At 46.7% G+C, this 13,502-nt stretch carries 11 protein-coding genes; 10 read left to right on the top strand and 1 reads right to left on the bottom strand.

Annotated features, from left to right (window positions below; genetic code table 11):
* Nucleotides 1-291: 291 nt before the first annotated feature.
* From alaS to HFD99_RS05125, 10 genes are all read left to right on the top strand, one after another.
* Nucleotides 292-2,925: an alanine--tRNA ligase gene (gene alaS, locus HFD99_RS05170; protein ID WP_017426725.1), complete on the top strand. Its 2,634-nt coding sequence runs from the start codon at nt 292-294 to the stop codon at nt 2,923-2,925.
* Nucleotides 2,926-3,061: 136 nt separating this feature from the next.
* Nucleotides 3,062-3,322, top strand: coding sequence for an IreB family regulatory phosphoprotein (locus HFD99_RS05165; protein WP_007431624.1), 261 nt, complete (start codon nt 3,062-3,064; stop codon nt 3,320-3,322).
* Between the two features lie 9 nt (nt 3,323-3,331).
* A complete protein-coding gene (gene ruvX, locus HFD99_RS05160) occupies nt 3,332-3,748 on the top strand; it encodes a Holliday junction resolvase RuvX (protein WP_016819084.1) in 417 nt (138 codons plus the stop codon).
* Between the two features lie 13 nt (nt 3,749-3,761).
* On the top strand, nt 3,762-4,064 hold the full coding sequence (locus tag HFD99_RS05155) for a DUF1292 domain-containing protein (RefSeq protein WP_013372606.1): 303 nt from the start codon (nt 3,762-3,764) through the stop codon (nt 4,062-4,064).
* On the top strand, nt 4,061-4,366 hold the full coding sequence (locus HFD99_RS05150) for a DUF1292 domain-containing protein (protein ID WP_017426726.1): 306 nt from the start codon (nt 4,061-4,063) through the stop codon (nt 4,364-4,366). The genes HFD99_RS05155 and HFD99_RS05150 overlap by 4 nt, the downstream gene beginning before the upstream one ends.
* Before the next feature lie 94 nt (nt 4,367-4,460).
* Complete coding sequence (mltG, locus tag HFD99_RS05145; protein ID WP_026065403.1) at nt 4,461-5,489, top strand: endolytic transglycosylase MltG; 1,029 nt, start codon at nt 4,461-4,463, stop codon at nt 5,487-5,489.
* An 11-nt stretch (nt 5,490-5,500) separates the two neighbouring features.
* Nucleotides 5,501-6,430, top strand: a complete 930-nt coding sequence (locus tag HFD99_RS05140; RefSeq protein ID WP_016819081.1) for a peptidase U32 family protein — start codon at nt 5,501-5,503, stop codon at nt 6,428-6,430.
* Between the two features lie 32 nt (nt 6,431-6,462).
* On the top strand, nt 6,463-7,794 hold the full coding sequence (locus tag HFD99_RS05135) for a peptidase U32 family protein (RefSeq protein WP_013372602.1): 1,332 nt from the start codon (nt 6,463-6,465) through the stop codon (nt 7,792-7,794).
* A 224-nt stretch (nt 7,795-8,018) separates the two neighbouring features.
* The gene (locus HFD99_RS05130; protein WP_017426728.1) at nt 8,019-10,268 is read left to right on the top strand and encodes a methyl-accepting chemotaxis protein; all 2,250 of its coding nucleotides are present in this window, start codon (nt 8,019-8,021) and stop codon (nt 10,266-10,268) included.
* A gap of 258 nt (nt 10,269-10,526) precedes the next feature.
* Nucleotides 10,527-12,302, top strand: a complete 1,776-nt coding sequence (locus HFD99_RS05125) for a peptidoglycan D,D-transpeptidase FtsI family protein (protein WP_017426729.1) — start codon at nt 10,527-10,529, stop codon at nt 12,300-12,302.
* Here the strand turns inward: HFD99_RS05125 and HFD99_RS05120 are convergent.
* Complete coding sequence (locus HFD99_RS05120; RefSeq protein ID WP_016819077.1) at nt 12,290-13,444, bottom strand: AI-2E family transporter; 1,155 nt, start codon at nt 13,442-13,444, stop codon at nt 12,290-12,292. The two genes, HFD99_RS05125 and HFD99_RS05120, sit on opposite strands and share 13 nt — an antisense overlap.
* Nucleotides 13,445-13,502: the final 58 nt, after the last annotated feature.

Here is a 13,502-nt window from a genome sequence, read left to right as displayed (position 1 = left end):
GGATATACTGAATTGAGTATGTTTAAATGTGTTTATCCAGTAGGGAAAGCTCATTTCGGAGTGCGGGCTGAACCCGCCGGGATGCTCCCGTTACCAGTGAAAACAAGGCGATCGATCGTCCGTTAAGCAGATGTTGGTGTGCGCTTGCACATGTGGCATTTCGTACAGAGGGGACGGCGATAACCAGGGTGGTACCGCGATACAATCGTCCCTGATCCGTTCAGGGGCGTTTTTCTATTTTTTATGGCCTGTGCCAGAAACCAGTGACACCATAATTAGGAGGCTACTTATATGAAAGCTAGTGAAATCCGCTCCAAATGGCTGGAGTTTTTTGAAAGTAAGGGACATGTGATTGAACCAAGCGCACCGCTTGTTCCACACAAAGATCCTTCCCTGCTATGGATCAATGCGGGTATGGCGCCGCTTAAGCCTTATTTTGACGGACGCGTAAAACCAGAAAATCCACGTATCGCCAATTCGCAAAAATGTATTCGGACGAACGACATTGAAAATGTCGGTAAAACGCGTCGTCATCATACGTTTTTCGAAATGCTTGGGAACTTTTCTATTGGCGACTATTTCAAGGAAGAAGTCATCACATGGGCGTGGGAGTTTCTGACAGACCCGAAATGGATCGGCTTTGATCCAGAACGTCTGGCTGTAACGGTATATCCTGAGGATGAAGAAGCGTACAAGCTGTGGAATGAAAAAGTTGGACTTCCGGCTGAACGTATCATCAAACTGGAAGACAATTTCTGGGATATCGGTGAAGGCCCTTGCGGACCTTGTACGGAAATTTTTTATGATCGTGGCGAAGCCTACGGCAGCGACATGACAGACCCTGAAATGTATCCAGGGGGAGAAAATGAGCGTTATCTGGAAGTGTGGAACCTCGTATTCTCACAATTCAACCATAACAAAGATGGCAGCTACACGCCGCTTCCCAATAAAAATATAGATACAGGAGCTGGTTTGGAACGTTTTGCATCCATTTTGCAAAATGTCGATTCCAATTTTGATACGGATATCTTCCAGCCACTAATCCAGAAAACGGCTGCCATGGCAGGAGTTAAATATAACGACAATGTGGACAGTGATGTGGCTCTCAAGGTCATTGCTGACCATGTTCGTACCGTGACTTTCGCGATTGGTGACGGTGTACTTCCTTCCAACGAAGGACGGGGTTACGTCATTCGCCGTTTGCTGCGCCGGGCTGTTCGCTATGGAAAGATGTTGGGCATGAACCGTCCATTTATGTTTGAACTGGTGGAAACCGTTGGGGACATCATGGGCGTGTACTACCCTGAAGTCGTGGACAAGCGTGATTTCATCATCAAGGTGATTAAAACAGAAGAAGAGCGTTTCCATGAAACATTGACAGACGGACTAGCTATTTTGGCTGATATCAGTGCTCAGGCAAAGGCCGAAGGCCGCAATGTCATTAGCGGAGCAGATGCTTTCAAGCTGTATGATACGTATGGGTTCCCATTTGATCTCACAGAGGATTATGCGGACGAGCAGGGCTTGAAAGTTGATCGTGAAGGTTTTGATGAAGCGATGCAGGAACAGCGTCAACGTGCGCGTGATGCTCATCAAGACAATGCCAGCATGAAGATTCAGGGCGGAGCTTTGTCCGATCTGGCGGTTAAAAGTGAATTTGTTGGATATAATGACCTCATAACTGAGTCCAAAATTGTGGCAATTGTATATAATGATATGCTGGTGGAGAGTGTTAGTGAAGGGCAGTCCTGTCAAGTCGTGCTGGATGTGACTCCTTTCTATGCTGAAAGCGGCGGGCAAGTCAGTGACCATGGCTTACTGCGTGGTGGAACGGTAACCGCGAAGGTTGAAGGGCTGTTCAAGGCGCCGCAAGGTCAGCATGTGCATCAGGTCGTTGTAGAAGCCGGTGAGCTAAACGTAGGCGACACGGTAAAAGCTGAAGTAGATCAGGCTTCACGTGGAGAAATTGAGAAGAATCATACGGCTACGCATTTGCTTCACAAAGCGCTTAAAGAAGTACTGGGTGACCATGTCAATCAGGCGGGTTCCTTGGTAGAACCTGGGCGTCTGCGTTTTGACTTCTCCCATTTTGGTAGCATTACCCCAGAAGAGCTGGCAGATATTGAACTGCGGGTTAACCGTGCCATCTGGAGCCAACTGGATGTGACTATTGAACTGAAACCGATTGACGAAGCCAAGGCGCTTGGAGCGATGGCGTTGTTTGGTGAGAAATATGGTGATATTGTACGGGTCGTTAAGGTTGGCGATTACAGCATCGAGCTGTGCGGAGGGTGTCATGTCAGCAATACTTCGCAAATTGGCTTGTTCAAGCTTGTTAGCGAGAGCGGCATCGGATCAGGTGTACGTCGTATTGAAGCAGTGACCGGACGTTTTGGTTTTGAGTACATGGAAGGTCAATTAGAGCTGTTGAAGGTGTCGGCTGGGCTGGTTAAATCCAAGCTGTCCGAGGTGCCAAAACGCATCGAATCTTTGCAGCAACAGATCAAAGACCTCAGTCGTGAAAATGAATCACTGCAAAGCAAGCTGAGCGCTATTGAGGCGGGTCAACTGACTGATCAGGTTGTGCAAGCTGGCGGAGTGCAGTTGTTGGCTGCACGCGTGCAGGCCTCCAGCATGGATGCGCTGCGTGCGATTGCTGATGAGCTGAAAAGTAAGCTTCCTGCAGCTGTGCTGGTGCTAGGCGCTGCAATGGACGACAAAGTTAATTTTGTCGTTGCTGTCCCAGCTGAGCATACCAAGGCAGGACTTCATGCAGGTAAGCTCGTGAAAGAAATTGCGGCCGTATGCGGCGGCGGTGGCGGCGGACGACCTGACATGGCGCAAGCCGGGGGTAAGGATGCGAGCAAGCTGGACGAAGCACTTCAACGTGCACATGAATTGGTGTCAGCAGCCTCACAAGGATAAAGTTCGATAATTTTTGCGGATTTTTGGAAAAAAACGGACTTAGACATTTCCTTGAAGGGCTTTGCTTATGGTATGATATAAAAGAATAAGCTGGCATAAACATGTACACATGTTTTGTGGAAGCGAGGTGTCAACAATGGATTCCATGGACAAAACGGTCAAATTTAATGTCAAGGCGGATGAGAAGGAAGCTTCTGCTCAGGAGATTTTGTTGACCGTATATGATGCGTTGGTAGAAAAAGAATACAATCCGATCAATCAAATCGTCGGGTATTTGCTATCCGGTGATCCGGCTTATGTGCCACGGCATAATAATGCTAGAAGCCTGGTGCGTAAAAAAGAACGCGATGAATTGATTGAAGAGCTGGTTCGTTTCTATCTCGCTAAGCATCGTTAGGAGACAGGCATGAAAGTAATGGGATTGGATTACGGGGATCGCCGAATTGGGGTCGCCGTAAGTGATGCCTTCGGCTGGACCGCCCAAGGATTGGAAGTCATAGAACGACGCGGTGACGACAGCGAGTTCGGTAAAATTGCAAATTTGGTTCGTGAACATGAAATTGGTGAGGTTGTTGTAGGCTTGCCGAAAAATATGAACGGAACCGTGGGTCCACGCGGTGAGATTTGCATTGAGTTTGCGAACCGGCTCAAGGAGTTACTGGGTTTACCCGTTCACCTTTGGGATGAACGGCTGACGACGCGTTCGGCAGAGCGTGCGCTTCTGGAGGCCGACGTCAGCCGCAAAAAACGCAAGCAGGTGGTAGATAAACTGGCCGCAAGCCTGATCTTGCAAAATTATTTGGACGCACACAGTACAAGGTGAGGGGGATTTCGTAATGGCTGAAAATCAATTGGGTATGGAAGAAGAGCCGGAAATTATTTATATTGCCGATGACGAGGGCAACGAGGAAGAGTTCGAGGTCATTATGAAGTTTGAGGTAGATGGTTCCGAAGCGAAGTACATGATGGTTGCGCCAGTGGACCCTGAAGCTGATGAGTCCGATGTGTACGCCTTCCGTTACGAGGAAGAAGGCGATGATATTAAATTGTTTGTGATCCAAGACGATGCCGAATGGGAAATCGTCGAAGAGACCTTTAATACATTTGTAGAGGAAGAAGAAGAGGAAGACGGGAAATGACGAGCTATTCACGTGAAGACCTGAGCTGGACCTCTGATTTGAAAGAAGCTTTTGATGGTGACGTAGAGTTGCAGGATGAACAGGGTCATGCGTTACGCATGGAGTTGGAAGCAGAGTTCAAGGTAGGTGAGCAACGGTACGCCGTATTGCGTAGACCTGGCGCTGCTGCTGGCGAACATGAATTATATCATGTAAGCTCATCCACAGACGGCGAAATCTCCATCACCACCATTGAAGATGATGATGAGTGGGAAGATATTTCTGAGCTGTACGACGAATGTACGTTGCCGGAAGAGCTGTAAGTCTGGATAACGAGGAGATCAAACCTGAAAGGGCGGACCAGTCCGCCCTTTTTGGCTGTGAAGGAGTTGGGTGGATGTGAAGCGAAGGACAAGGATGCTTACGTTGCTTCTCCTGCTTGTTTGCATAGCAGGAGGTGCACTCCTCTATATATGGAATGCCATGCAGCCTGTTCAGCCGAAAACACAACCCGTTGCTTTTACGGTGGTAAGAGGTACGGGAACATCGGCTATTGCAGATACGCTGGAGCAAAAGGGACTTATACGTAATGCGCTCGTGTTTAAGGCTTATGTAAAATTCAAACAGCAAGGAAACGCATTTCAGGCTGGAAAATATGAAGCGCAGCCTGGCGCAACCTTTGATCAGTTGATTGCCAAGCTATCGGCTGGGGATGTAGTCAAAGAGGAAATGATTCGTTTTACAATCCCGGAGGGTTTTACGATTAGACAGATGGCAGATAAACTGCAAAAGGAAGGACTGGCGGACCGGCAGCAATTTTTGCAGCTGGCCAACGATCCGTCCGCTTTTGACGTCGCGCTGGTGCGGGACATACCAAAGCAGATGGGGCTTCGCTATGCGCTGGAAGGTTATCTTTTCCCGGAAACCTATGAACTGAAAAAAGGAAGCACAACCAAGGATATCATTCAGACGATGCTGGAGCAGACGCAAAAACGTCTGGATACCATTTCTGACTTGGATGCCGGGTTGCAGCAACGGGGTGAAACACTGCATCAGCTGCTGACAGTTGCTTCTCTGGTAGAGCGCGAGGTAGTTGTAGACGATGAGCGGCCTATCGTAGCTGGCGTTATTTATAACCGTCTTCAACAGGATAAAAAGCTGGAAATTGATGCTACAGTTCAATATATGCTGGACAAGCAAAAGGAACGACTGTATTACAAGGATTTGGCTGTAGAAAGTCCTTATAATACGTATATGCATCAGGGACTTCCGCCAGGACCGATTGCAAGTCCTAGTCTGAAATCAGTAGTGGCGGCTCTACAGCCAAAATCTACAGATTATTTATTTTATGTGACCAAAAAAGATGGGACACATAAACATTTATTTGCCAAAACGTATAAAGAACATTTGCATAACATTCAGATAAGTAACCGTAAGACAAATTAGGAGGTGAGCCTATGGCTTACAAACCCGAACTGCTGGCAACTGCCAGCTCTCCGGAGGATGCCCGCCATATGCTGGAGGCTGGAGCAACTGCATTGCTGATTGGAGATGACCGCTTTGGCATGCGACTGCCAGGACATTTTACCCCGGACCAAATCCGTGAGGTTGTGGAAGAGGCACGGAAGCATGCGGCGCAGGTATATGTATCTATGACGAATTTGATGACGAATGAGCTATTGCCACTTCTTCCCGAATATGTGCAGACCATAGCTGGATGCGGCGTAGACGCCATTGAGTTTAATGATCCAGCAGTGCTCATGGCTGTGAAGGAATATGCCCCTCATCTGAAACTCTTCTGGAACGGAGAGATGATTTCTACCAACTTCGCAACCGCCAACTACTGGGGTGAAAAAGGGGCATCACGTGTCATCTTGGCTCGTGAGCTCAGTATGGATGAGATTACGGAAATGATTCCAAAGTTGAACATAGAAGCACAGGTTCAGGTACATGGAATGACCAATATTTATCACTCCAAGCGTAAGCTTGTTCAAAGCTATATGCTGCACCAAGGTCGCACGGTAGAAGGTGATCTCGGCAGAGGGCGTGGCTTGTTTCTGATTGAAGCAGAGCGGAAGGAAGAGAAGTTCCCCATTTACGAAGATATCAACGGGACACATATTATGAGTTCGGATGATTTTTGTATCATGGAGGATCTGCATATTCTGATGGAGGCGGGCGTGCACAGCTTTAAGATCGAGGGCTTGTTGAAACCCACAGCTTACAATGAGGCAGTTGTCCGTGCTTACCGTAAAGCTATAGACAGTTATACAGCCGACCCGGATGCTTATGTTTATGATGAAAGCTGGCTGGATGAGGTTCGCCGCCTTCAAGACCCTGAACGGGAACTTTCCTTCGGATTTTTCTACAAAGAGCAGGTTTATTAATTACAAAATGAATTTACAGAGGGGGGAACGTCATGGGAACGATCACCAAAACGAGAAAATATACAGGTAAACGAAATCGTTTGGATAAGCCGGAGTTGTTGGCTCCTGCCGGAAATCTAGAAAAGCTGAAGTTTGCCGTTCACTATGGCGCGGATGCTGTATATATAGGTGGGCAAAAATACGGTCTGCGTTCTAACGCCGATAATTTCAGTTTTGAAGAAATGCGTGAAGGTGTGGAATTCGCCAACAAGTACGGCGCTAAGGTGCTTGTGGCGACTAATATCTATGCTCACAATGAAGATATTGCCGGAATTGAGGAATACTTGCGCAATCTGTATGAAGTAGGAATTCATGCTGTTATCGTCGCTGATCCGGCTATTGTATCCGTGGCATTGCGGGCAGTTCCCGGATTGGAAGTGCATTTGAGCACACAGCAGTCCACGCTGAATTGGCAAGCGGTAAAGTTCTGGAAAGACGAGGGACTGCCGCGTGTGGTACTTGGACGTGAAACCAGCTTGGAGGAAATCGAAGAAATTAAAAAGCATGTGGACATCGAAATCGAAGCTTTTGTCCACGGTGCAATGTGCTCTTCATTTTCCGGTCGCTGTGTGTTATCCAATCATTTTACAGACCGAGATTCTAATCGTGGAGGATGTTGTCAGTCTTGCCGCTGGAAATATGATTTGTTTGAGGATGCCCGACCAGGTGAGGTTTGGATATCTGAGGAAGAGGCACAGGACAACAATGTACTAAAACAGTTCCAGCTTGGCGTTAACCAGCTTCCATTGTTTGAAGAGAGCGATAATGCTTTTTCTATGGGTTCCAAGGATCTGTGTATGATTGAAAATATTCCTGATCTGATTGATGTGGGTGTAGACAGCTTTAAAGTGGAGGGACGTATGAAGTCCATCCACTATGTGGCTACGGTCGTGAATGTCTACCGTCAAGCGATTGATTCCTATATGGCTGATCCGGAAAATTATGTACTCAAACCAGAATGGATTGAAGAAATTAACAAGGCAGCCAATCGTCCGTTAAATACTGGATTCTTCTATGATACACCGGATCATGAGGATCATATTTATGAGCCGGAAGAAAAAGCGGTCCCTTATGATTTTGCCGGACTGGTCATGGACTACGATGCTGCAAGTGGCATCGCAACGATTCAACAACGCAACCATTTTAAACCAGGTCATGAAATTGAATTTTTCGGTCCGAACGGAACATTTTTCAAGCAAACGGTCGGAACGATCTGGGATGAGGAAGGCAACGAATTAGATGCTGCACGTCATCCGCTTCAACGAATCAAAATGAAGGTAGATCAGCCTGTATCATATTTTGATATGATGCGTAAAAAGAAGTAAATAAGTCTTAAGTCACAAGTTAAAAGATTCAAAAGCCTCTCCTATCGGTTGGAGAGGCTTTTTTTTGAATAGTTTTCTAGGAAAAAAGTTTCACAAAATTTAGTGGGTACTCAAAGGAAAGCTACATTCCTTGTCGAATAGTTCCGATAGAGACTATATAGATAATAGATACATAATGGATGACGTGGAACAAGAAACTAATTATATAGTGGTAGGTGAGAGGAATGGGTTTTCGGAAAAAAGAGGGGAATACAGCAAAAAGGCAACCCAAGAAAAAGGATCAAATGAAAGGTTTAAAAGGAAGTAAAGTAACAACGGATAAAGGGGAGGAGACGGTTGTGATGTCTTCGAAGGGTACTCCCTGGGTAGCTGAGGTCTTACGTAAATGCACAAACAATTTAAAGCGTTTACTTAAGCCTGAAAGATACAGTAAGGATTTTATGCATTTAGTCAAAAACTATAATCCGATCCGTTCGGTTGGGATGAAGTTGTTTCTGATCTTTTTTGCGGCCATTATGTTATTTGTGGTCAGCTTGGGAATGCTCTCGTACTACAGAGCTAAAAGCACGATTGAGCAAAATGCAGCTACAGCGTATCAGCAAACGGTTCAGCAAACTTCGGAAAAGCTTGATATTATTTTAGAGCGCTTTCAAGACACATCGACACAGGTATTTTTCGATACTGAATTAAGTGATCAGTTGCAAAAGGCTGTAAAGCAAGATAAAAATCCCTTTGCATCTTTTGTTGCTATGGGAGAAGTAAACAAGAAATTAACCAATATTGCTTTTACAAATAAAGCGATTGATTCATTGTATTTGTACCCGGAAGAAACCAGTTTAGCTGCAATGGGTACCGGAACACAAAAGGATGTACGGCAGGAAGCATGGTTTAACGATATTTTGAAAAACAAGGGAATGGTTTGGCTACCTACGCAGGTGAATGACAATGGCAGCAAGACCTTTCGTCTGGCACGATCCATGAACAGCATGTCCGGGTTGGGAGGGACTTATGTTCTGGTTATGGATTTAAAGGCCAGTGCGGTGGAGGACGAGTTGAAAGGTGTTAATTTGGGCTCAGGCAGTATGATTAGCCTTGTGACAGACAAGGGGGAGTTTGTAGGTTCTAACAATGAGAGCTTGGCCGGGGGTAAGACAAAGCTGGATTACGTTTCCAAGCTTGAAGGGATCGAAGGAAATCAAATTATGGAGCAGGTAGCAGATGGCAAAGAGCAAAGTGTGCTTACGGTTCATAATACACTGGGAACTTCCAAATGGATTCTCGTGGGTGTAGTACCTGTATCCGAGCTGGTGAGAGACGCTAAGGGGATTCTAACTACGACCTGGGTATTTGCTGCGGTGGCTGCACTCATTGCATTGTTCATCGGCCTGTGGATCGTGCGCCTCGTGGCTCGTCCACTGACACACCTGAAGGATTTAATGATTGAAGGCGCCAAAGGCAACTTGCAAATCCGAACGAACTATAAGGCTCAGGATGAAATTGGGCAGTTGTCCGCTAGCTTTGATACAATGATGGAGCAAATTACACTGCTGGTAGAACAGACGAATGCATCAGCACAGGAGGTACTGAATACAGCGACGGAACTGAGTGATGCCTCGAAGAAGACAGCCGTTTCAGCCAAAGAAATTGCAGCTGCGACGGAAGAGATTGCTCATGGTGCCACCAGTTTAGCAACAGAGGCGGAACGTGGTAGCGGATTAACGGGGAATATATCCCAGCAAATGGATACGGTTATGACTTCTAATTATGAAATGAGTCTGGTCGCACAAGAAGTTGAACAGTCCAGTGAAAAAGGGACAATTCAGCTGAAAAATCTATTGAGCAAGACTAAGGTTACGGAAGAAACTACGCATGCTTTGGTAGGCAAAGTAGATGAACTGAAGAAGACAACTTCCGATGTCTTTAAGGTGCTGGACGTATTGCAGGATATTGCTAAACAAACGAACATTCTATCCCTGAATGCGACGATAGAAGCGGCACGAGCAGGGACAGCCGGGCGTGGTTTTATGGTGGTTGCAAATGAGGTCCGTCAGTTGGCAGAACAATCACGTCAAGCCATTCGTACAGCTACAGGTATTACGAATAATATCGTCAATGAGATGAATGAAACGGTACAGGCGTTATCTGAAGTGTACCCGCTGTTCCGAGAGCAGATGGGAGCCGTACGAGAAACGACGGACATTTTCCAATCGGTGCAGCAGCAAATGGGCGAGTTCGCGCTTCGGTTGGGAACAGTCACCGCCTCCATTCATCATCTGAGTGAATCGCAGACTACTTTGTCTGAGGCAATGACCAATGTTAGTGCGGTGGCCGAGCAATCCTCTGCTACTTCGCAGGAAGTCGCTTCTCTCAGTAATGAGCAGGCCAATATCGGTAATCAGCTGGTAGGCTTGTCTGATAAGCTGGAAGGAGTTTCAGTGAATTTGAAAGAACAGCTTTCAAGGTTTACAGTGTAGGTGTTGTAAAATCAAGGTTATCAGGGAAATCTCTTGAGAAGGAAAGCAGATTATGAATAGAAACACAAAGTGGGCCTGGGTGGTTCTAGCCATTACTATTTTTATAACGGTATATTATTCGTTAGATGAAATTTTAGGTTGTAGCCCATATTCATCACTAGATATCCAATAAATTCGGTAACCCATTCAACATTACATGTTGAGTGGGTTTTCTTTTTCCATCACCGGACATACTACTGGAAAAATGATGAAAGGAGGATGGATGTGTCTAGGCGTCATAGCAGTTTCATTCGTCAACGTCGAATTGCATATATAGCCCTGGGGATCATGGTATCGCTACTGATTTTATGTTTCCGACTGGCTTGGATTCAGGGAACAGCAGGTATTCATTTGTCATTTTATGGGGGGCATTCGCTTAAAGAAATGTCAGTACGTCAGCGACAGGAAGGAATCGCTATTGATACTGGGCGTGGACAGTTTACGGACCGACACGGGCAGCCCTTGACTGGAGGAGTCGTATGGACGCCAGTGCTTTTTCCCGATGTAGATGGCCGAGCAGCTTCGCATGGACAGGAGCTGGCCAAGTTATTGCATACGAGTAAAGGGCAACTGTTGACGCAATGGAAGGGACTGCAATCTCCGCTCATATGGAGGGATGGACGTGGAGAGCCTGTACAAATCCATCCGAATGAAGCGGGCAGACTGCTGAAGTTAGCCCCTTCGCTCATAGAGCTTGTACCGTATGCGCAACGTTATAGGGACTTGCCCAATGGCAGACAATGGCTTGGTTTTATGTATGAACGTGGTGAACGAGCAAGTGAACTGCCGATGGGGGCAGCTGGCCTGGAAAGAACGCTAGAGCCGCTGCTAAGCGGCGTTGGTGAGACATTCGTCTCTCGGTTTGTAGATGCCCAACGTCGTCCATTGACTCATGTCCCGCTTCGTGTCAGTGCTCCATCCAATAGTCACTATCCATTACAGGTGCAGACTACAATTGATCTCCCGTTGCAGGAACAGATTGAGAAGCTGACAGAATCTAACCACTTGGCAGAAGGAGCAGTCGTTGTGCTTGATGCAGGTAACGCGGATGTGATGGCGATGGTGTCTCGTCCTTTCTATAATCCCGCTCATGTTGATCCGCAGCAGAAAACAGACTGGTCTAATCGTGCTCTCAAAGCAGTAACGCCTGGTTCAATTTTTAAGTTGGTTACGGCTGCGGCTGCACTTGAATCAGGTGTGGTTCAACCGCAGGAGCAATTTCATTGTCATGGAGCCTATGGCAAGTACGGCTTGTCATGCTGGAAAAAAGAAGGACACGGAACCCTGAACCTGGAGGAAGGGCTTGCCGTATCCTGTAATAGTGTGTTCGCCCATCTCGGCGAACGGCTTAACGCCGAGCAAATTCAGGCCGCAGCCTCTGCACTAGGATTGAGTCGAACCGTGGGCTGGCAGGACCGGGATCTGGCAGGGCTAGCTCAATTCAGACCGATGGATCACGAAGAAAAGGGAGCCGTATTCGGCTCCCATACAAATGCATCTGATCCAGGCGTACGTGTGCAGACAGCTATCGGCCAGCGTGATGTGCTGGTGACGCCTCTCCAAGCAGCTAACCTCATCGTCACCTTGCTGCACGATGGTCAAGTACATGCACCGCGCATCGTAAAACGCGTCAGCTACGCAGACGGAAGCACCTTGCTGGAGCTACCTGCTCACGCTGCTCCTTTACCCCAAGGCAGCCGCTCGATTCGCACATCCACGGCTCATACGCTTCGTGAAGCAATGGAACAAGTTGTGACACACGGTACAGGTGCCTCCTTGTGTAACAAAACCTGGAAGCTGGCCGGTAAATCGGGTACGGCCCAAGCTTTAAAAAACGGTCGCCCCATAAATCACCAGTGGTTTATTGGTTACGGTCCGATAGAGCGGCCACGTTATGCGGTTGCCGTTCTTGTGCAAAATGCTTCAACGCATGCTGCAAATCAGGCCACAGCACTGTTCGGCCAAGTCATGGATCTGCTAGCTCAATCCTCTTGAGTCCTGCGAGTAGCTTCACGCTCTTCCTCCTGAATTTTGACGATAAAAGGAGGCTCGTCAAATTCCTCAGTCGGAAACCGAATCCATTGCTGCAAATAACCTTGCTGCCACAATTCCTTGAGCAAAATGATCAGAATGGGGGATAGGATTAATCCGGCCAATCCGAAGATGGATAACGATATAATGGCAAAGGAAAGCATTAGATAGGCAGATGAGACGCCGATGGAATTACCAGTAATTTTGGGCTCCGCCAACTGGCGCACAATCACGGTGACAGCCATGACAATAAGCAAGCCTACAGCCAAGCCGGTATTCCCCGTGATGAACAAATACACTGCCCACGGAATAAAGATAACAGGCACACCCAACAACGGCAGAATATCAAACAAAGCTGCTACGAGCGCCAACGATAGGGCATTATCTACTTGCAAAATGAGTAAACCTATAAATACGAGCACAAAGGTAATTCCTACCAGTAAGGCTTGAGCCTTGAGAAAGGCGGAAATGGCTTTAAGTACATGATTTTTTAGAAAAAGGTACGCCGTTTTTAGTGTCTTCGGTGTTTTACTGCGGGCAATTCCTTTCCAGAGATTAATTTCCATACTCAAAAAGAACGCTAAAATGATGGCAACCGCAAAGTTGCCCATAAAAACAGTGAAGGAGCTGAGAAATTGAATGAAAAAAGATAACCCTAGCTGTGCCCATTTCGTAGCAATGGTGGTAGCAGTCGCAAAATAATCATTTACACGTTCGGTAACACCCGGAGGCAAGGCAGCAATTTTATCTTGAGAAAGATGAAGAATCCGCGTGAATTCCGTTTGGATAATCTGGGTATAATGTGGGAGGTTTTGCGCGACTTTTGTAAATTGAGTAACCAGGATCAGGCCCAATCCGAAAAAAATAGCCATTAATAAGATGATAAACAGCAATACGGAGAGTGCGGAGGCAAAAGGCTTTTTCATGCCTTTGCGATGAAAATAACGGGCAGCAGGTTCAATGCACCAAAACACGACGAATGAAAGGAACACAGGTGCGGCTAGCTGATACAGTTTGCTGGATACGAACATAATTAAATACACGGTTAATACGATCAGACCGATATCAAAAACAGTACGCCAATATTTTTTGTACAATGGAAGCATATGTATACAACGACTCCTTTAAGATTTTTATTTATTGTACACTAAATTGAATCTCAAT

Origin of the sequence: Paenibacillus sp. EKM301P, from assembly GCF_011800295.1 — a bacterium.
Classification (GTDB): domain Bacteria; phylum Bacillota; class Bacilli; order Paenibacillales; family Paenibacillaceae; genus Paenibacillus; species Paenibacillus polymyxa.
Note: the sequence above shows the minus strand (reverse complement) of the source record. Positions and strands in the feature narration are given on the sequence as shown.